Source organism: Ignavibacteriales bacterium (genome assembly GCA_020635255.1).
Lineage (GTDB): Bacteria > Bacteroidota > Ignavibacteria > Tepidaquicellales > Tepidaquicellaceae > JAEYVS01.
On record JACKAC010000001.1, the window covers coordinates 209,556 to 226,742 of the forward strand.

The window sequence follows — 17,187 nt, forward strand, 5'->3', positions numbered from 1 at the left end:
GCCCGGACGAATTTTATCCGGGCTTTTTATTTCCTACAATACGAATATTGTTTCCTATAGAAAAGTCCGTTTTTAGCTTAAAAATAAACTTTTTAAAGATTTTCTGGTCTTAAAAACAACAATTATGCAAAATATTCCCCAAAAGATTTATTTGTTTGGCGTAGTAGATTGGGTTAATTTTGGTTAATTAAATTTTAAGCTAATTCTAAATCAAAAGGAGAATCAAAAATGTTTTTCAATAAAAAGAAATTTGAGGAAGCAAGAAAAGATCCGAACAAAGCAATTGATCAAGCAGATAAAACCATTAATTCGGGAGTAACTGGTTTTCTTACAAAAACCTTTATGGGTAAGGATTTTGTTGACCAAACAAATCAATCACTGCAGACAGCAAAAAATGCAATGGGCGGTAATACTAATCTTAGCATGACAGGAGTTCCTGCAACGGCTGATGTGCTTTCTATCGAAGATACAGGTAAGCTTGTCAATTATGACCCGATAGTAAGGCTTAAACTTGCTGTACAGCCTTCATATGGAACACCATTCGAAACTACGGCAGAAGTGCTGGTTTCTAAAGTTGCAGTTCCAAGAGTTGGAGACAAAATAAACATTAAGTATAATCCCGTCAATAACGCTGAAGTAATGATCGTATAAGATCTATGAGTGTAGTAGAAGGTTGAGTTAATCTACTGAGATACCCCGTAAACCCCGGCTCCATGCGGGGTTTTTTTATTCAAAATTTAACTTCCTCATCATTTCATATACCGCAATACCGTACGCTACAGATACGTTCAGAGACTGTTTCATCCCCATCATGGGTATTTCGAATGAGATGTCAGCCTCATCTATCAATTCTTTCGATACACCGCTTATTTCGTTTCCTATTATCAAGCAAATAGGGAAGTCAGCCTTGGTCAGATTCCAGTAATAATTCTTCTCTGTGGTTATCTCCAGTACCGCTATCTTTATACCCTTCTTTTTGAGATCCTTCACTACTTCAATTGCGTCTTTATGATATTCCCAGGGAACGCTGTTTGTTGCCCCAAGTGCCACTTTTTCTATCTCCTTTCTCGGAGGATATGGGGTATATCCGCATAGATATACCTTTTCTATAAACGCGCCGTCGGATGTCCTGAATACTGATCCTACGTTAAAAATGCTTCTTATATTATCACAAAGGACGTATATTGGATTCCGATTATACTCATGGATCTTTTCTATGTCCTTACGCTCGGCTTTTATTTCAGGATGGGAAAGTTTTCTCATAGGTTCAAAATTAAGCTTTATATATAAGAATATCAGTTCATTATGACCTAATGCCATAAATTTTTATAGTTAATTGAATTGCTTTATTAAGTATTTTCAGGGCATGGATCTTAGAGAAGAGGTTATTAATTTTTTTAAAGAAGGCGGTATCCTTTCGCAGAAGTTTGAGAATTATGAATACCGAAAGTCTCAAGAGGATATGGCGCTTGCAATACTTGACTCACTTGAGAATAAGAACCATATCTTTGTTGAGGCGCCAACCGGCGTCGGCAAAAGTTTTGCTTACCTCGTTCCAGCGATCCTGTTTGCCAAAAAATACCAGCGTAAGGCGGTCATTTCAACCCATACAATAAATCTCCAGGAACAGCTCATATATAAAGATATTCCATTCCTCCATGAGGTTATGCCCGTGGAGTTTAAAGCCAGCCTTATGAAGGGAAAGGCTAACTACATCTGTCCCAAAAGACTGCGTCGGGCTAACGACTCATCGAATACACTTTTTGAAAGTGATGAACAGATATTCCTCGACCGCCTCAATCTATGGGTAAATCAAACGAATGATGGTACCCGGTCAGATATTGCTTTTCCGATATTAGAGAATGTGTGGAGCGATGTCTGTGCCGAAAGGGGAGTTTGCAGTACAAAGACATGCGGTGTTAAAGACACAGAATGTTTTTTCCAAAAAGCGAAATTGGAGCTCGCCGATTCGGACGTCATAATCGTAAACCATCACCTGTTCTTTACACTGTTCGACGGCATACTTGATGAAAATTCGGAAGGCTATCTATATAAGAATGATTTTCTGATCTTCGATGAAGCGCACACACTTGAAGCTATTGCTGCGGATCACCTTTATCCGAGGCTTACCCGTGAGATGCTGAGATACAATTTGCTAAAACTATACAACGAAAAGAAACGCAAGGGATTCTTGCTCGCCTTTCCTTCCCTGCACATTTTTCCCATAATTCACAATCTTCTCGAGCTAAACCAGGACTTCTTCTCCGGCTTAAAAGAAAAGCTCTTTCACATGTCCGGAGGCAGGATGGAGCGCCTCGCTGAGCGTGTTTACGAGCCTCACGTCACGGAAAACATCCTCGACGGAGAACTTACACATCTGCTTGACTCCCTGCGAAAACTCCGCCAGAATTGCAGGGACGAATGGATGGAAAATGAACTCAACGAGTATATACTTAGGTTCAGCCAGTTCCGCTACCTTATAGCCGATTTCATCGAGATGCGCAAAAACGAGGAACGGAAGGACGAATTCGTCTACTGGGTGGAGATCGCGTCCCAGCGACCCGACGCGAATATTTCCATCTGCTCCTCCCCGATAGACCTGTCCGACTTTTTTCGCGAGAATATCTTCCGCGCGGACCATACCGCTGTCTTTACGAGCGCCACGCTCACCATAGACAATAGGTTCATCTATTTCAAAAAGCGCTTCGGCGGAGAGATCGCCCGCGAACTAAAGCTCCCGTCGCAGTTCGATTTCGCGTCCCAGGTCAAAATGTACATCCCGCGAAATATCCCCGCCCCGTCCAAAGAAAACAATGAACTCTACCAGCAGGCGCTCACAGACAATATCGAGCACTATATAAATCTCACTGGCGGTAAAGCCCTCGTACTTTTTACTAACTCCTACCTCATGCGCAAAACCGCCGATACCATTCGCGAGAGGCTGAATGGTGATGGAATGGATATACTAATACAGGGTGAAGGAATGTCGCGCCGGCATCTGCTCGACGAATTCAAGAATAACATCGATTCCGTTCTATTCGGGCTGGACAGCTTCTGGCTTGGTGTGGACGTGCCGGGGGAAGCCCTAAGCAATCTCATCATCACTAAGCTCCCATTCCAGGTTCCTGATCATCCTGTTATTAAAGCAAAAATGGAGTTCATTGATTCTCGGGGTGGTAATAGCTTCATGGAATACTCATTGCCCGAGGCTATACTAAAATTCCGGCAGGGGATTGGCAGGCTTATTAGAAGCAAAGAGGACAGGGGGATCGTCGTGATACTTGACTCCCGCATACTATCTAAATTTTACGGTAAATACTTTTTGAATTCGATCGATGAATGCGAAATTATCTATCCGGATCAGTTTTCCCAGTAGTTCTTTATTACAATGTCACCGTTCTCGGAGAGACTGCTCAGTCCTTCTAAAAGGTAGGGCTTGTGTGCGAAACCGCATAGTACTACTATCCTGCTTCCTGAAAAATCCTTAACATAGTTTTTTATATTCTCGATCATAGCGTCATTTCTCATCAGCCAGAAGTCATTTACTTCTTTCCAGTAGTTTCCGTATGAGGAGAGTGCGGGTGTCATTTCTATTATCTTGCTTACTGCTTCAAAATCGTAGTAATTTATCTTTTCGATTATTTCCCTGTTCTCGTCTCTGTTGATGTTAAACGGAGTGCTCAGCGTCATTGATTGCGCGTCGCTCATGTTAGTGATTAGATCATCTGTTAGCTGGATCGCATCTGGCGTTAGTTTCCCTTCGTCATATAGGTCCGAAAGATCATCAAAAAATGCCCGCTCCGTTCTTCGCCTGTTAGTGCTGAAAAGGAATTGATCCCGGTTTTCGAGATCGTATGGCCTGAGCAGGGGATTGCTATTCATCAGGTATTTCGTTACCGCTTTCGTCTCATTCGCAATGTCTTCATAGCCGGGTCTCAGCTTAAAATCCTCCGTCAGATACGAGGCGTCCGATTCCAGTAAGATTACGTTTGGTGTGATTTTGGTAAATATGTTGTACAGTGAATCCGGGGTGAAATTATCTGTTTCGTAATGCACCGTTCCTATAATAATGACTTCCGTAGTATCCGCAAATAGCGGTTTACTTAGGAATATAAGCGTCACCCATAAAATAGCTGTCTTTATCATCGTATTCCTTTTTTTAAATAGAACAGGAAGGCATTTATATAAGTTTTGCACTTTAAATGTCATTTTTTATCTAAATGTAAATGACTAACTTAAGTTTATGGAAAATAAAGAGAATTTAAAGGAAAATATTAAAGAGCCGGTAAGCAAAAAGCCCGATACCAATTATAAAACGCTTTTTTCTGACGCAAGGTCATGTACTGTTAAAATACTCTGCCGCTGTGAAAGGACAGATTCCTATCTGGATAAGCTCATAGATGCCGAAATAAAGAAGAATGTGCTCAATGACTTCGATAAATCGCTTTTGAATGAGATGGCTCATGGTGTTATTCGCTGGAAAAGACGTCTCGACTGGTTCCTTAATGGATTTTACAGAGGCCAATACGAAAAGACCCTTCCTGAGGTCAAAAATGCCCTGAGAGTAGCGCTTTACCAGATACTATTCCTGAATAAGATCCCATATTCTGCCGCTGTAAATGAGGCGGTCGAATTCATAAAAAAAATTCACGGTGATAAACATGCCGCGGTTGTAAACGGGCTGTTAAGAACCATAATCAGGACTCTGGACAGTCTCGTATGGCCGACCAGAGAGATAGATGAGGTGAATTACCTTGGAATTATACAGTCACATCCTAACTGGATGGTGAGGCGCTGGATAAACAGGTTTGGATTCGACGATGCCGAGAAGCTTTGTGAAGCCAATAACAGGCGTCCGTTCCTGAGCCTGCGTGCGAATTCTCTGATGATAACGCCGGATGAACTCGCTGAGCATCTGAAATCCAGGAAGATTAACTACAGAGTATCGGAGCATCTCGACGGTTACTTTAGCATAAAGATAATGTCAAAGATATATGCTGATGAATTCTTCAAAAAAGGCTACTTCTCTGTGCAGGATGTAAGCGCTGGTTTTATGGCGCGTCTTCTTAGCCCAGGGGAAAACGACTATATACTTGATGCGTGTGCCGCTCCCGGTGGGAAGACTTCGCAGATGGCTGAGCTCATGAATAATAAGGGCAATATTCTTGCTGTGGATAAATATCTTTCCAGGGTGGAGACTATGAACGAAAATCTTAAAAGGCTGGGCATTGAGAATACTAAAACTCTGCATGATGACATAAATGATTCACAGAGTCCTGAGTTAAGCGAGGAGATGGTTGGGAAATTTGATAAGATACTCCTTGATGTTCCGTGTTCCGGGCTTGGTGTATTATCCAAAAAGCCTGATATAAAATGGAAGAGGGAACTCGAAGATATTAAAAAACTTCAGATCCTCCAGGCTGAGATACTGGAAAACACAGTAAAATACTTAAAGCCGGGTGGAGTGCTCGTTTATAGCACCTGTACCACGGAGAATGAAGAAAATGCCGACATTGTAAATGCTTTTCTGGAAAATCATCCTGAATTTAAGATCGATAATGCTAAAAATTATGTACCTGAGAATGTTGTTAATGAGCAGGGATTTATTGAGACCTTTCCGCACATCCACGGAATTGACGGAGCATTTGGAGCAAGATTAATAAAAACTTCATAAGAAGAGTTTAAATAAGGCATAAAAAAACCGGGCATAAACCCGGTTTTTTTATTAAGGTATATAATACTCTTTTATTTTTCATCGAAGTAGTCACCGATCTTAAACCTTGCGTTAACAAGTATCGTCAGTGCGCCGAAACCTCCGGTATTTGTCTTACCTAACCTGATAGAAGGTCCGAATGCAAAACCAGTAAATGCGAAACCTTCGCCTATACCGGATATCAATGTCTCAAACAATACCTGGAAATTTCTTTCACCTGCAACAAGGAAGTCCATTCTTAGGTCAAATATAGAACCTGCAAGCCTTAACTCTCTACCGCTGTAACCAACGTGTGTTTCACCTAAATATCTTGCAACGTAAACTTTTGCCCTTGTTGAACCAAAGGTCCTAAACGGATATCTGAATTCCCAGTTAAAATAACTTCCGTTTACAACTAGGTTTGGCATATAGGTAGTATCACCTGAAGCAAAACTTTCTTCGTTTGGAACCTGGATCGGAGGATCGTATTTACCTGTATCGATCGTGCTGTAAAAACCAACTTCGAAGAAGTTACCGAATGGAATTACATATGACGCCTCTATACCCAGATTTGGATAGAACATGTTATTGTAATTCGCAAAACTTACGGAATTAGATCCTGATTCTACAACTGAATCTCTGGATTCCCTGCTTCTTGTAAACTCTTTTATTCTTGTGTTAACACCTATCTTTGCTCCAAGTAAGTGGAAGTATCCGGAGACAACTTCACTTTCCAGCGGACCGGAATAAGGAGTACCTGTCGAGAATGAAAAACCAAATGATCCCTTTAGTGGAATTCCAAGAGGCTCACCTCCAAATATCTGTAAGTATGGATTTATATAGGAGGTTGTATTCTTGATCTCCCTCAGCTTTTGCGGAGGTGCGATCAATTCTTTTACTTTGATCTTGGAAATTACATCTGTAAATACCGATGCATAGGTTAATTTTTTCTGATTGAGGTTTTCTTTGTTTGTCCCTGTCCATGCAATAAGCGAGTTTTGTACATCTTCGGAAAGCTGTGACCACGCATATCGCTGAGCGTCAGGAGATGCCTCGTCACCTAATACTATGTATTGGTTTAGCGGCTCTGGATCCTGAATGTTTACTGTAATTACGTATGTTTCCAGTTTGGGATCGATCAAGAGGTCGTCCTGTAGCTTTACGAATACGCTATCATCCTGAGCTCTTGCAAAGACGCGGAAGTATTTCCATGTCCTCGGATCGTCATCTCTCTCTGACTGAGCATGCACTACGGAAGTAAAAGTGACCAGGAGTGCAGCAAGTACAGCAAAGGTTGAAATAATTTTTTTAAACATTTTTCTTTTTCAGTATGGTTAATGAATTTAATTCTTCTTTATATTACCGGAAAAAATTTAATATTTAATGTTACCAGGTTCCAAACTGGAATATACCTGATTGAGTTAAGCTGTGACCTGCTATCCTGTCCTTTACAGAGATCTGGAATCCAACTGTGTATGGTGAATCTTTACCGTCTGTGTAATTGTCAAACTGAGTTTCTGATCTTAAGAAATTCAGCGTAATGTCATAGGTCATTTCGCCTGCTTGTTTTACCGTTACAGGACCTGAGAAATTGACGTCCAGTTGACCGGGGAAATCGTCGTTTATTTCTACGCGGTATCCTGTTGTACTTTGTATTCTTCTTACCGATACATCTTCACCAGCCGGTACGAGCCTTGTGAGCTTAATGCTCGGTTTCTGATTTTCTTTTGTACTTACCGTTTTACTTTGCTCACCCTGCTTAAATGTTACACTGCTTTGACCACCCATTGTAAATGTCTGGCTTCCGCCGGGAGGGATCGATGCAAGCGTTTTTCCGTCGCTTCCTATTATTTCAAGTGCCAGGTTGCCTCTGTTCTGTACAGTGTTTTGAGTAAACTGCGTCAATTGCTGTACCTTCAGTGGCTGTACTTCTTTTATTTCAGTCTCAAGCTCGGGATTTTGCTCCTTTTGCTCTATCTGAGGAGTTGTCTGCGTTACATTAATATTCGGCGATGTAGTGCTGACTGTAAGTGTCGGATTGTTTTGCTTGAATACTAATAACTGTTGCTGCATTTCCTGAAGCCTTTGCTTCATTTCCTCAGGGTTGCTGAATTTTTTCGTTGTATCGAAATTGATCTCAGGTACTAATCCAAGTGCAAGAAGTGAATCGATAAAAGTTTTTAATGAGTCTGCATATTGTTTCTCGACCACGTTTTCCTTTTTGATAACCTCGGAAAGGTCGAGACTTGCTCCCTTTAGAGCGATAACGCAGACTACGAATATATAGAGTACCTGGTATATTACGAATTTTACGTCTTTACTACTGCCTCTTTCTGATGACATGGCTATGTAATTTAAATTTTATTTAATCTACCTCTTGCCAGCCAGGTACACTAAGTTTTCTAAACTCTTTGTGGCTGACGAATCTTTCATGTTATTCATAGTCTCACTCAGGAAGTGAGCTGTTATCTGAAGTTCTTTCAATACCTTCTCATCCGGTAAGTTTATATTATTGATCTCCGATACTATTGTCTTTACGGAGCTCATGTTTGTTTGTAGTTTTTCCGAATACTCGGTCGATCTCTGAAGTATATCCGTTACCTTTCCAAGGCTGTCCCCGATCTTATCGAAGTCGCTCATTGTTTGCGGATTAAGGATATTTGTCTGGTTTAATTGAGATACCGTTGCATTCAGATTTGCAATGTTCTTTGCAAATTGATCGTTTACTTCTGATGTGCTCTTTACTACTGACCTTATTTCTTCGAGCTGTTCGCGGGTTATTTGAGGAATAGCGTGTGCTGTGCCTCCGTTACCCATTGCTGATGATTCACGTAGTTCCTTTAATTCTGCAAGTGTTGCAAGTCTTGTCGATTCCTCTTTCTCAAAATAATACTCTTCTTCTATCTTATTTATTTCTACTGCGATCTCCTGGAACTTCAATGCCTGCGAGCTGAATACTGAATCAAACAGCTTCGCCATAGCAAGTACCACGATTGACTTTACCTCGAAAGGTACTGAAAAGCCTAAGAATATCGTCGGTCCTTCTTTAATAGAAACGAGCAGGATAGCCGCACCAAGTAGAGGAAGCGCTGTACCGATAGCGTCTACTATACCGCTGTACCTGTCTATGATCCTCGAGATACTTCCCTCGGAAACACCTCGTAATGCGATCTCTTTCTTTAATGAATTGTTTGATAGGAATGCGCAGAATAAGAAAATTAGGTAGGCTACTAATGGTAACCACCAAAATTGTATTGGTTCGACACCCTGGTTTAGTATCTCTGTTCCCGGGAAAAGCATTGATGCAAATTGGTTTGCCACTTTTCCTATAAACGGAACGTAAGCAATATCTACAAAGAAGGACAGTATAAGAAGTATAAAAGAAGGAAGCGCTGCTTTGAATAATGTTGAAAAGCCTTCGTTTTCGATTTGCTTGATCTTTCTATCAATGACAAAATTTCTGATTTCGGAAAGTTCAGTGTCTGCATCACGCAGGCGAGATATTTTTTCCTCAATGTTGCTGTATTCCGGCGTGTAAAAATCTTCTGCGGATTTTTGTTCCGGATTGTTTGTGCTTAAGTTTTCCGACATCCTGGTATAATGTTTAGGTTAATAAAAACTAAATATTTTTTAAAATTTTTTTGAAGTTATTAATTTAATCCTCCAATCGCAAACTAAAGTTTGCCAATAAATAGAAGTCTGTCTTTTAAACCCGAATCACTTACTTTCGTATTTTCATAGCCTTTTATACCCCTTTGGCTAAAATCCTATATTAACTAATTCAAAGCTTAAAACCAAAACAGATTGGATTCTTTTTTTAGCTGATTTTATGGAACTTCCTGACACAAAATTAGCTTCATTGCTTAAAATCAAAGAACTTTGGAAAAAAGTAATCTTACTTAGATATAGCCCAAATATAAGTTGATTAGCTATGTTCCCAATCTAATAACTTCCATTTTAATTGTCAAGATTAAAATTTATTTTTTTCAAAAAAATTAGGGGTGTGGTTTTTAAGGCTGGAATTTCGGATTAACTTACTAGCGTGATTGGTATTTTTCGTATGCTTCTATTATATCTTTCACCAAACGGTGTCTTACTACGTCGGACTTCTCAAATCTCACAAACGATATCCCTTCGATATCTTTCAAAACTTCCTGTATCTGAACTAATCCCGATATATCCTTTTTAGGAAGGTCTATCTGTGTGACATCCCCTGTTACGATGGCTTTTGAATTTGCTCCCAGTCTGGTCAGGAACATCTTCATCTGAGTGTCGGATGTGTTCTGCGCTTCGTCCAGTATTACGAAAGCATTATTAAGTGTCCTTCCGCGCATGTAGGCCAGCGGAATGACTTCTACTATGTTTCTCTCCAGGTAACTCTTCAGTTTCTCGAATGGAAGCATCTCATCCAGGGCATCATATAGAGGTCTCAGGTATGGATCGACCTTCTCCGAAAGATCTCCCGGCAGAAACCCCAGGCTCTCACCCGCTTCCACAGCTGGACGTGTGAGAACTATCTTCTTTACCGTCTTATTCTTTAGCTCCGCTACCGCAAAGGCAACCGCAAGGTATGTCTTTCCCGTACCGGCTGGACCTATTGCGAATACTATGTCGTTTTCCTTGACCTTCTGGGCGTACTCTATCTGTGTCTTCGTACGGGGCTTTATATAGTCATCCTTACGGAATAGGATTATGTTGCTTATCTCTTCGCTTTTAGGAAGGCTCTTGCCCGGTTTATCTCCGTCCTTTTGATCTACGAGGTCCAGTACCAGCTTCACGTCATCCACCGAGATGGATCCCTGCCTCTTCTGAAGGAAGATAAGCTCGTTTATTACCTTCTCTATTGTTTCCAGCTCCTTCTCGTCGCCTTTTAAAATGACGTTATCGCCTCTCAATACGACCACTGAGTCAAAGTAATCTTTGAGAAGGTTTAGCTTTTCGTCGTTAAGTCCGGTGAAGTTTAATAGGTCGATACCTGTTAGAGGAATGGTCTTTTCTGATGTATCCAAATATAAAGTAAAATGAGTTTATTAAATATAAGTATGTTTATCGAAAATAAAAAGCCCGCCGTAATGTGACCTGGCGGGCTTTACATCTATTGATAGAATATACTCAAAAGAAGATAAGACAAGATTACTTCTTCTCGTCTTTCTTCATATCGTCTTTTGGAGTAGTAGTCTTTTTCATTCTTGTTTTAGGCTTGTAGTACTTTCTCCAGCTGGTGCTGAGAGTCTTTTTCTTAAGCTCTTCAGTCATTGTTGGGATTCTAAGTACTTGACCCGGATAGATTAAGTTCGGATTCGGGATAGTCTTAGGTGTCCTTGCAGGAGCGCTTACTACACCGTCTCTGTTAGCTTCCCAGATTGCAGGCCATAGTCTTGGGTTGCCATAGTGTTGCTTCATACCGGCAATTTTCCAGAGGCAGTCACCTTTTACTACTGTGTAACCGGAAGGACCTACGTTCCAGTCAGCAAGTTTCTTCTTCATTGCTTGATACCTGTCCCAGAATTCTGGTAAGCATCTGATCTTTGAAGCTTCGATCTCAGCGAATTCTTTTTCAGCATCTTCTTTTGATCCTGATTTGCTGTTGATCTTCTTTTCAAGAGCTTCGAACTTCCTTCTGTAGTCAGCTACTTGTGACTTTGTAGCGCCTACTGAAGCGTATAGATCGTTCTCTGCTTTTTCTAATTCGCCGTCTTTGTTCTTATTCATTTGCTTAAGAGCATCAACGTCTGAATTTAATGAGTTTAATTGGCTCATTAAATCGTTCTTCCTTGTGGTCAGTTCATCCATTTGTCTTTGCCACTCTTCTTCGTCCATTTCTTCCATACCATCATCATCATCATCGTCGTCGTCCTGTGCAAGCACTGATGAAACTGAAGTCGTCAAGGAGAAAGCTAAAAACAATATTGCTAGTTTATAGAATTTCATTTTTCTTAAATCTCCTTTTAAGATTTTAATTTGTTTTTAATTTTAAACTCTCGTCACTGATTTACGGACACCTTTTTTGTACTGCTGCGATATCATTAAGATATTGCTTTATCTTTGCGTCCTTGTCAGCGATTTGTCTCTCTAATTGAGACTTTTCATCTTGCTTTGCATTGACTTGAGACTGTAAAGACTCAACTTCAGCCCTAAGGTCATTGAGCTGCTGCATTTGCTCTTCACTTACTCCACCACCACAACCGGTTAGGAATGCTGTACCGGATATGAAAGCAGCTATCAGTAAGGTAAGAAACAGATTCTTGCTTTTTGCCATTTGAATACCTCCGTATTTTTTGGCGGTTTTTGAAAAGTTGTTAATTAAAAATCAATTTACTACAAAAATACGTCTGTAATTTGCTAAAATCAAGTCTTATTCTAAAAAAGTGGACACTTTAAATCCAGAATTTTCCGTAAGTAAGCAAGCGATTCCGATTTTTGAGAAAACACCCCCCAAAAAAACGCTGAAAATGCAGTTTATTACCGGAGGGTAATAAAAAACCCGCTGCAAATTGCTTTACAGCGGGCTATGAATTTCTTTGGACTTTTTATTATTTCTTTTCGTCCTTCTTCATGTCGTTTGTTGTTGTCTTTGGCTTCATCATTCTCATTTTCGTGCGTCCTCTTCTGTATTTTCTCCAGCTGTCGCTGTTCTTCATTGCATCGTCTCTCATTTGTTGTGTTAGAGAAGGAACTTTAAGAACTTGACCCGGATAAATTAAGTTTGGATTCGGGATAGTCTTTGGAGTTCTTGCTGGTGCGCTTACTACTCCATTCTTGTTGGCTTCCCAAAGTGCAGGCCATAGTTTCCAGTTGTCATAGATGTTCTTCATGCCTGCGATCTTTGATAGGCAGTCACCTTTTACAACTGTGTATGTTGAAGCTCCGCCCCAGTCGGCAAGTTTCTTCTTCATTGCTTGATACCTGTCCCAGAATTCGGGTAAGCATCTGATCTTTGAAGCTTCGATCTCAGCGAATTCTTTTTCAGCATCTTCTTTTGATCCTGATTTGCTGTTGATCTTCTTTTCAAGAGCTTCGAACTTCCTTCTGTAGTCAGCTACTTGTGACTTTGTAGCGCCTACTGAAGCGTATAGATCGTTCTCTGCTTTTTCTAACTCACCGTCTTTGTCCTTGTTCATTTTCTTAAGGGCATCGACGTCCGTGTTTAATGAGTTTAATTGGCTCATTAGATCGTTCTTCCTTGTGGTCAGTTCATCCATTTGTCTTTGCCACTCTTCCTCATCCATTTCTTCCATATCGTCATCATCATCGTCGTCGTCCTGTGCAAGCACTGATGAAACTGAAGTCGTCAAGGAGAAAGCTAAAAACAATATTGCTAGTTTATAGAATTTCATAAAAATTCTCCTAAAATTTTTTAAATTTTTTTTAAAATTTTAAACTCTTTAAAAATGCTTCTCAAATAAGCAAAGATTACGGACACCTTTTTTGTACTGCTGCGATATCATTAAGATATTGCTTTATCTTTGCGTCTTTGTCAGCGATTTGTCTCTCTAATTGAGACTTTTCATCTTGCTTTGCATTGACTTGAGACTGTAAAGACTCAACTTCAGCCCTAAGGTCATTGAGCTGTTGCATTTGCTCTTCGCTTACTCCGCCGCCGCAACCGGTCAATAATGCTGTGCCGGATATGAAAGCAGCTATCAGTAAACTTAGAAACAGATTTTTGCTTTTTGCCATGTTTTAGTACCTCCGAAAATTTTGGCTTTTTGGAAAACTTTTTTAATGTTATGACTTTATCAATATAGCGGTAATGGGTTTGAATTTCAATACGAATTCTAAAAAAGTAGACAGTTAGAAATACTATATTTACTATAGTTTATGTAGAAGTGTGTATAAAATGAGACATGATTATTCCCATTCTATTGTTGCGGGGGGTTTGGAGCTTATGTCATATACTACGCGGTTTACTCCCTTTATCTGGTTTATTATCTTGCTCGAGACCCGCGACATAAACTCTTTATCGAAATGATAAAAATCTGCTGTCATTCCATCCTTGGAAGTTACCGCTCTGAGACCAACCACGTTCTCATAGCTTCTCTCATCTCCCATGACACCGACTGTCTGTATCGGAAGAAGTACGGCAAATGCCTGCCAGATTTCGTCATATAGTTTGCTGATTCTCAGCTCGTTTATGTAGATCTCATCTACCTCTCTTAATATATCGAGCTTCTCTTTTGTTACGTCGCTCAATACTCTTATAGCGAGACCCGGACCGGGAAAAGGATGCCGTCCGATAAAACTTTTCGGAATGCCGAGCTTTGTTCCTATCACCCTCACTTCATCTTTGAATAGTTCTCTGAATGGCTCGATGAGTTTAAGGTGCATCTTCTCCGGTAGTCCGCCAACGTTGTGATGCGTCTTTATAGTTGCCGAGGGACCTTTGAATGAAATCGATTCTATCACATCCGGATAAAGCGTACCCTGTACGAGAAAGTCTACGTTCTTATACTTCTTCGCCTCTTTCTCGAATACTTCTATAAATGTGTTGCCGATTATCTTTCTCTTTTTCTCCGGGTCGAATACTCCTTTCAATCTTTTGAGGAATAGCCCCGATGCGTCGACGAGATTTACATTCAGATGAAAATGTTTCTTAAACATCGCTATTATCTTTTTGCTCTCATCCTTTCTCATCAGCCCGTTATCTATATGAATACAGATAAGGTTCTTCCCTAGGGCTTTATCTACCAGAACCGCCGCAACCGATGAATCCACACCCCCGCTGAGAGCGCATATAGCCTTTGACTTTCCCGCCTTTTCTTTTATTTCTTTTACTGTGGTCTCTATAAATGACGCGGGTTTGAATAAGTTCGTTACCTTGCACACCCCGAATACAAAATTTCGTAGTATCGTTTCCCCGCATTCGGTATGGTTTACCTCGGAATGGAATTGTACTGCGTATAGCTTTAGCTTGTCGTTTTCGAATCCGCTTATGACACCGCTCTGGCTTTTTGAGGTAATTTTGAATTCTTTTGGCATGCTGTCCACCGAATCGCCATGGCTCATCCACACCACCAGTTTCCTTGGCGTAGATTTGAATAATTTTCCCGGCGAAAGTATCTTAATCTTTGTATGACCATACTCGCGGTTTCTTGATTTATGTATCTTTCCCCCGTAGTAATAAGCGAGTAACTGCAGTCCGTAACAAACGCCCATTACAGGGATGCCTTTCTCTATTAAAAGGTCAATGTCTTTCTTCTTGATCCTTGGTGACTTTTTATCCAGTACGCTGGACGGACCTCCCGAAAGTATGACTCCTTTGAGATTGTATCCCGGGTTGTCTTTTATATACTTTGATATGTTAAGGTTGTATGGATGTATCTCGGAATACACCTTAAACTCTCTTGTTCTACGCGCGATCAGCTGTGTAAACTGTGATCCGAAATCGAGTATTAGGATGAGGTCGGTTTTTTTCAAGCTTTCTGTTGATGGTTTTTTGCGAAAAATTTTTCTGCCAGCAGTACCGCTCCGTAAACCGGAGGTTTTCTTTTGACTACTACTTTGACGTTTTTAAACTCTTTCTTGATTTGTTTCTTTAGCCTTTTGGAAAGTATGTTGTCGTTCTCTATTATACTGCCTATAAATGCCAGTTCTATCGGCTTCCGCCTCCGCGTCAGCTTAAAGAAAAGGGCGATGTGTTTCACCAGCTTTTCCACCGCTTCATCCACTATCGCCAGGGCTTTTTTGTCCTTCGCTTCCGCGCACTCTATTATCATTGGGGCGAGCTTTTGTATCTCGAAATCCTGGTGAAAAACTTTATCCAGTATGCTCATCTTCGTTATATGAAACCGCCTGTCAGCCTCCCGCGTGATCATTGAATACTCCTGCACTTCCTCCTTCCCCACATCCAGATCATACTCGTCCACCACCACCTGCAAGCCTCTCTGCCCCAGCCAGTACCCGCTTCCAGGATCCCCAATTATCCTGCCCCAGCCCCCGATTCTTACCATGTCGCCTTCATTTATTGCGTACAGCACCGACCCCGTCCCGCTTATCAGTATTATTCCCTCCCCCCCCTCGAATGCTCCGTAAATCCCCGTTAAAGTATCAGTTTCCACCGCGATGTGGCGGAATTTTAGAGTGCGGGAGAAGGATTTGCGGAGTTTGGCGCGGTCGGTGGCCTCGCGGGCGCCGGCGAGCCCGATGCAAATCCCGATACAATTTTTCAGGGAGAGTTCTTTATAGTGGAGGAGTGAGTTTATGTATTCGGAGATCTTTTGGGCGACGATCTCCGCATTGCAGACCGAATAGTGAAAAGCTTTAAACGCCTTCTTTATTATGGGTTTTTTAGAAGAATCGGCTATTAAGATTTCGCATTTTGTGCCCCCGGAATCAACGCCAATAAAGAATTTAGGGTCTGGTGTGCTCATGATACGGAAAATACGAAATTTTCTTCCAAAGATAAATTCCTTTATAAATAGTATTTAGGTACTACTTTATGGATTTATAAAGACACTGTAAATACTTACAATTTATAAGTAAAATACTTGAATATAGTTAATAATGGATTTATATTTACTCATAGATAGTCAAAAAGGGTCATGAAAAAATATTTACTGGTTACAAAAATTTTGGTGATAAGTTTTGCACTAACGGCGATCGCATTTGGTGCAGTAACACTCCAATACTTTACAGCAAAATCTAACAGTGAAGGAATCCTAGTCGAGTGGAAGACAATGGAAGAGAACAACACCGTTAAGTTTGAGCTGGAACGAAGCGCCGAATCCCCGGACAATTTTATCTATGTCGCAACAATCTCCGCAACAGGTAACAATTCTTTTTATTCATATCAGGATAACTCAGTTGATTTGCGAAGCACGGACGTTTACAGATACAGACTAAAATGTATCGACAACAGCGGTAGCACGTCTTATACGCAAAGCATCTCGGTTATTCACGAAGTTTCCGGAATAAGAAGCACCTGGGGGAGTATAAAAGCGATCTTCAGATAAAAAATTTTTGGAGTAAGATCGATTTCAAAACAAACCGGTTAGCCGGTGAGTATGTTCGATACAAAGATCATTATTTTCACTCCTCTTTTATATAGTTTGCCGCATGATCTTGCGCAGTTACCTTTAACTTTTATCCGAGTTAATAAATTCTTTAAATAAAAAATAAAAATCATGACCGAAACTACAAGATCCCTAAACATTACCCCGGAAGAAATCGAATCCGGTAAAACGATGGCAGTTGTGGCATACATTATTTTCTTCGTGCCTCTATTGATGGAGGATGCGAGGAAGAATAAATTCGTTATGTTTCACACAGAGCAGTCAATAGTTCTTGTAATTGTAAACGTAATAGGTGTAATCCTGGGCACAATTGGTTCAATGTTTTGTATCGGAGTGGTATTTTATCTAATCAACCTCTTTGCATTTGTGCTTGCGATCATGGGTATTATAAACGCTATTAACGGAAAAGCAACTCCTCTGCCATTAGTTGGTCAATTCGGGGAAAAGTTCAATCTTGTAAAGTAGATCTACTTAGCTTAATAT

General features: G+C 40.6%; 17 protein-coding genes. 5 read left to right on the forward strand and 12 right to left on the reverse strand.

Annotated features, from left to right (window positions below):
- The first annotated feature begins 228 nt into the window (after nucleotides 1–228).
- Nucleotides 229–651: a hypothetical protein gene (locus tag H6614_00930; protein ID MCB9242218.1), complete on the forward strand. Its 423-nt coding sequence runs from the start codon at nucleotides 229–231 to the stop codon at nucleotides 649–651.
- A gap of 75 nt (nucleotides 652–726) precedes the next feature.
- Here the strand turns inward: H6614_00930 and H6614_00935 are convergent, their stop codons facing one another.
- Nucleotides 727–1,263, reverse strand: coding sequence for an RNA methyltransferase (locus H6614_00935; protein MCB9242219.1), 537 nt, complete (start codon nucleotides 1,261–1,263; stop codon nucleotides 727–729).
- 103 nt (nucleotides 1,264–1,366) lie between these two features.
- Between H6614_00935 and H6614_00940 the strand changes: the two genes are divergently transcribed.
- The gene (locus tag H6614_00940) at nucleotides 1,367–3,376 is read left to right on the forward strand and encodes a DEAD/DEAH box helicase (GenBank protein MCB9242220.1); all 2,010 of its coding nucleotides are present in this window, start codon (nucleotides 1,367–1,369) and stop codon (nucleotides 3,374–3,376) included.
- Here the strand turns inward: H6614_00940 and H6614_00945 are convergent.
- Nucleotides 3,361–4,146, reverse strand: a complete 786-nt coding sequence (locus H6614_00945; GenBank protein ID MCB9242221.1) for a hypothetical protein — start codon at nucleotides 4,144–4,146, stop codon at nucleotides 3,361–3,363. The two genes, H6614_00940 and H6614_00945, sit on opposite strands and share 16 nt — an antisense overlap.
- Nucleotides 4,147–4,243: 97 nt before the next feature.
- Here H6614_00945 and rsmB point away from each other — a divergent pair, with 97 nt between their 5' ends.
- Nucleotides 4,244–5,674 (forward strand): 16S rRNA (cytosine(967)-C(5))-methyltransferase RsmB, encoded by a 1,431-nt coding sequence (gene rsmB / locus H6614_00950; protein ID MCB9242222.1) that lies wholly within the window; start codon nucleotides 4,244–4,246, stop codon nucleotides 5,672–5,674.
- A gap of 71 nt (nucleotides 5,675–5,745) precedes the next feature.
- Here the strand turns inward: rsmB and H6614_00955 are convergent, their stop codons facing one another.
- The 10 genes from H6614_00955 to H6614_01000 form a co-directional block, all read right to left on the reverse strand.
- Nucleotides 5,746–7,008 (reverse strand): hypothetical protein, encoded by a 1,263-nt coding sequence (locus H6614_00955; protein MCB9242223.1) that lies wholly within the window; start codon nucleotides 7,006–7,008, stop codon nucleotides 5,746–5,748.
- Nucleotides 7,009–7,078: 70 nt separating this feature from the next.
- Nucleotides 7,079–8,035 carry a hypothetical protein gene (locus H6614_00960; protein MCB9242224.1) on the reverse strand — a complete coding sequence of 319 codons (957 nt, stop codon included), beginning with the start codon at nucleotides 8,033–8,035 and terminating at the stop codon, nucleotides 7,079–7,081.
- A gap of 27 nt (nucleotides 8,036–8,062) precedes the next feature.
- Nucleotides 8,063–9,283: a hypothetical protein gene (locus tag H6614_00965; GenBank protein ID MCB9242225.1), complete on the reverse strand. Its 1,221-nt coding sequence runs from the start codon at nucleotides 9,281–9,283 to the stop codon at nucleotides 8,063–8,065.
- Between the two features lie 446 nt (nucleotides 9,284–9,729).
- Entirely contained in the window at nucleotides 9,730–10,701 is a 972-nt protein-coding gene (locus tag H6614_00970) for a PhoH family protein (protein ID MCB9242226.1), read from the reverse strand.
- A gap of 124 nt (nucleotides 10,702–10,825) precedes the next feature.
- Entirely contained in the window at nucleotides 10,826–11,623 is a 798-nt protein-coding gene (locus H6614_00975) for a LysM peptidoglycan-binding domain-containing protein (GenBank protein ID MCB9242227.1), read from the reverse strand.
- A gap of 61 nt (nucleotides 11,624–11,684) precedes the next feature.
- Nucleotides 11,685–11,951, reverse strand: a complete 267-nt coding sequence (locus H6614_00980) for a hypothetical protein (protein MCB9242228.1) — start codon at nucleotides 11,949–11,951, stop codon at nucleotides 11,685–11,687.
- Between the two features lie 274 nt (nucleotides 11,952–12,225).
- Nucleotides 12,226–13,029: a LysM peptidoglycan-binding domain-containing protein gene (locus tag H6614_00985; protein MCB9242229.1), complete on the reverse strand. Its 804-nt coding sequence runs from the start codon at nucleotides 13,027–13,029 to the stop codon at nucleotides 12,226–12,228.
- A gap of 76 nt (nucleotides 13,030–13,105) precedes the next feature.
- Nucleotides 13,106–13,372 (reverse strand): hypothetical protein, encoded by a 267-nt coding sequence (locus H6614_00990; GenBank protein MCB9242230.1) that lies wholly within the window; start codon nucleotides 13,370–13,372, stop codon nucleotides 13,106–13,108.
- A 171-nt stretch (nucleotides 13,373–13,543) separates the two neighbouring features.
- Nucleotides 13,544–15,109 (reverse strand): glutamine-hydrolyzing GMP synthase, encoded by a 1,566-nt coding sequence (gene guaA, locus H6614_00995; protein ID MCB9242231.1) that lies wholly within the window; start codon nucleotides 15,107–15,109, stop codon nucleotides 13,544–13,546.
- Nucleotides 15,106–16,062, reverse strand: a complete 957-nt coding sequence (locus H6614_01000; GenBank protein MCB9242232.1) for a hypothetical protein — start codon at nucleotides 16,060–16,062, stop codon at nucleotides 15,106–15,108. The genes guaA and H6614_01000 overlap by 4 nt, the downstream gene beginning before the upstream one ends.
- Nucleotides 16,063–16,233: 171 nt before the next feature.
- On the opposite strand from H6614_01000, the gene H6614_01005 reads away from it, so the two are divergent.
- On the forward strand, nucleotides 16,234–16,644 hold the full coding sequence (locus H6614_01005) for a hypothetical protein (protein ID MCB9242233.1): 411 nt from the start codon (nucleotides 16,234–16,236) through the stop codon (nucleotides 16,642–16,644).
- Nucleotides 16,645–16,815: 171 nt separating this feature from the next.
- Nucleotides 16,816–17,169, forward strand: a complete 354-nt coding sequence (locus tag H6614_01010) for a hypothetical protein (GenBank protein MCB9242234.1) — start codon at nucleotides 16,816–16,818, stop codon at nucleotides 17,167–17,169.
- Nucleotides 17,170–17,187: the final 18 nt, after the last annotated feature.

Bases quoted from the DNA above. Each gene is read 5' to 3' on its own strand.
- H6614_00930 (MCB9242218.1), top strand. From the start codon at position 229: ATGTTTTTCAATAAAAAGAAATTTGAGGAAGCAAGAAAAGATCCGAAC.
- H6614_00935 (MCB9242219.1), bottom strand. From the start codon at position 1,263: ATGAGAAAACTTTCCCATCCTGAAATAAAAGCCGAGCGTAAGGACATA.
- H6614_00940 (MCB9242220.1), top strand. From the start codon at position 1,367: ATGGATCTTAGAGAAGAGGTTATTAATTTTTTTAAAGAAGGCGGTATC.
- H6614_00945 (MCB9242221.1), bottom strand. From the start codon at position 4,146: ATGATAAAGACAGCTATTTTATGGGTGACGCTTATATTCCTAAGTAAA.
- rsmB (MCB9242222.1), top strand. From the start codon at position 4,244: ATGGAAAATAAAGAGAATTTAAAGGAAAATATTAAAGAGCCGGTAAGC.
- H6614_00955 (MCB9242223.1), bottom strand. From the start codon at position 7,008: ATGTTTAAAAAAATTATTTCAACCTTTGCTGTACTTGCTGCACTCCTG.
- H6614_00960 (MCB9242224.1), bottom strand. From the start codon at position 8,035: ATGTCATCAGAAAGAGGCAGTAGTAAAGACGTAAAATTCGTAATATAC.
- H6614_00965 (MCB9242225.1), bottom strand. From the start codon at position 9,283: ATGTCGGAAAACTTAAGCACAAACAATCCGGAACAAAAATCCGCAGAA.
- H6614_00975 (MCB9242227.1), bottom strand. From the start codon at position 11,623: ATGAAATTCTATAAACTAGCAATATTGTTTTTAGCTTTCTCCTTGACG.
- H6614_00980 (MCB9242228.1), bottom strand. From the start codon at position 11,951: ATGGCAAAAAGCAAGAATCTGTTTCTTACCTTACTGATAGCTGCTTTC.
- H6614_00985 (MCB9242229.1), bottom strand. From the start codon at position 13,029: ATGAAATTCTATAAACTAGCAATATTGTTTTTAGCTTTCTCCTTGACG.
- H6614_00990 (MCB9242230.1), bottom strand. From the start codon at position 13,372: ATGGCAAAAAGCAAAAATCTGTTTCTAAGTTTACTGATAGCTGCTTTC.
- H6614_01000 (MCB9242232.1), bottom strand. From the start codon at position 16,062: ATGAGCACACCAGACCCTAAATTCTTTATTGGCGTTGATTCCGGGGGC.
- H6614_01005 (MCB9242233.1), top strand. From the start codon at position 16,234: ATGAAAAAATATTTACTGGTTACAAAAATTTTGGTGATAAGTTTTGCA.
- H6614_01010 (MCB9242234.1), top strand. From the start codon at position 16,816: ATGACCGAAACTACAAGATCCCTAAACATTACCCCGGAAGAAATCGAA.